The organism is Paenibacillus sp. NPDC057967 (genome assembly GCF_042887015.1).
Classification (GTDB): domain Bacteria; phylum Bacillota; class Bacilli; order Paenibacillales; family Paenibacillaceae; genus Pristimantibacillus.
The window spans coordinates 1-1,309 of the sequence record NZ_JBHVQB010000021.1; the positions used below are offsets into that span (position 1 = coordinate 1).

At 50.0% G+C, this 1,309-nt stretch carries 3 rRNA genes; all 3 read left to right on the forward strand.

Annotated elements, in window-relative coordinates:
- Nucleotides 1-80: ribosomal RNA gene (locus tag ACFVSO_RS28800) — 16S ribosomal RNA — on the forward strand; the annotation flags it as partial.
- 189 nt (nucleotides 81-269) lie between these two features.
- Nucleotides 270-386, forward strand: a 5S ribosomal RNA gene (rrf, locus tag ACFVSO_RS28805).
- A 233-nt stretch (nucleotides 387-619) separates the two neighbouring features.
- Nucleotides 620-1,309: ribosomal RNA gene (locus tag ACFVSO_RS28810) — 23S ribosomal RNA — on the forward strand; the annotation flags it as partial.

Below are 1,309 nucleotides of genomic sequence, written 5' to 3' on the forward strand. Positions count from 1 at the left end.
CGCCGAAGGTGGGGTAGATGATTGGGGTGAAGTCGTAACAAGGTAGCCGTATCGGAAGGTGCGGCTGGATCACCTCCTTTCTAAGGATATACCCGGACCCGCTGAGGTTCGGATCAGGAAGCATAGCTTCCAATATGAAGTTTTCGTCATTGTCGTAAGACAAGATGAAAATTTTCAATCAGGCAGATGTTGCTCGCTCGTTGTCAGTTTTGAAAGACTAATCGTCTTTCTTTGAAGTTTTCGTATCTGCGAAAATCTTCACCAATTCGTTTGGTGGCGATGGCGGAGGGGAACCACGCGTTCCCATACCGAACACGACCGTTAAGCCCTCCAGCGCCGATGGTACTTGGACCGCAGGGTCCTGGGAGAGTAGGACGTCGCCAAGCGGATATTTGTTTGCCAATATAACCGCATAGACTTCCAACATTTACTTGTTGAATGAGTCGAAAAGGTGTGGTAAACTCATAATCCTGTCGTATTTTGCGACATTTGTTCCTTGAAAACTGGATAACGAAAGTAACAAGAAGTGTTTGATTCTTATCTTCGGATGAGAAGAGAATCTTCTGCTGAAACATCCTTTAGCAAATGATTTAGCGTTGGCTATATGCCAGCGATACTAGGTTAAGCTAGTAAGAGCGCACGGAGGATGCCTAGGCACCAGGAGCCGAAGAAGGACGTGGCGAACAACGATACCGCCTCGGGGAGCCGTAAGCAGGCTTTGATCCGGGGATTTCCGAATGGGGAAACCCAGCTGGGGTAATGCCCAGTTACTATTGACTGAATACATAGGTCAATGAGAGGCATACCGGGGGAACTGAAACATCTAAGTACCCCGAGGAAGAGAAAACAAAAGTGATTCCGTCAGTAGCGGCGAGCGAACGCGGATTAGCCCAAACCAAGGAGCTTGCTCCTTGGGGTTGTAGGACATCTCACATGGAGTTACAAAGGTGTTGGTTAGGCGAAGAGGTCTGGAAAGGCCCGCTAGAAGAGGTAAAAGCCCTGTAACCAAAAGTCAGCACTCTCCGAGATGTATCCTGAGTACGGCGGGACACGTGAAACCCCGTCGGAATCCGGCAGGACCATCTGCCAAGGCTAAATACTCCCTGGTGACCGATAGTGAAGCAGTACCGTGAGGGAAAGGTGAAAAGCACCGCGGGAGCGGAGTGAAAAAGAACCTGAAACCGTGCGCTTACAAGAAGTCAGAGCCCGATCAATGGGTGATGGCGTGCCTTTTGTAGAATGAACCGGCGAGTTACGATCCCGTGCAAGGTTAAGGTGGAAAGCCGGAGCCGCAGCGAAAGCGAGTCTG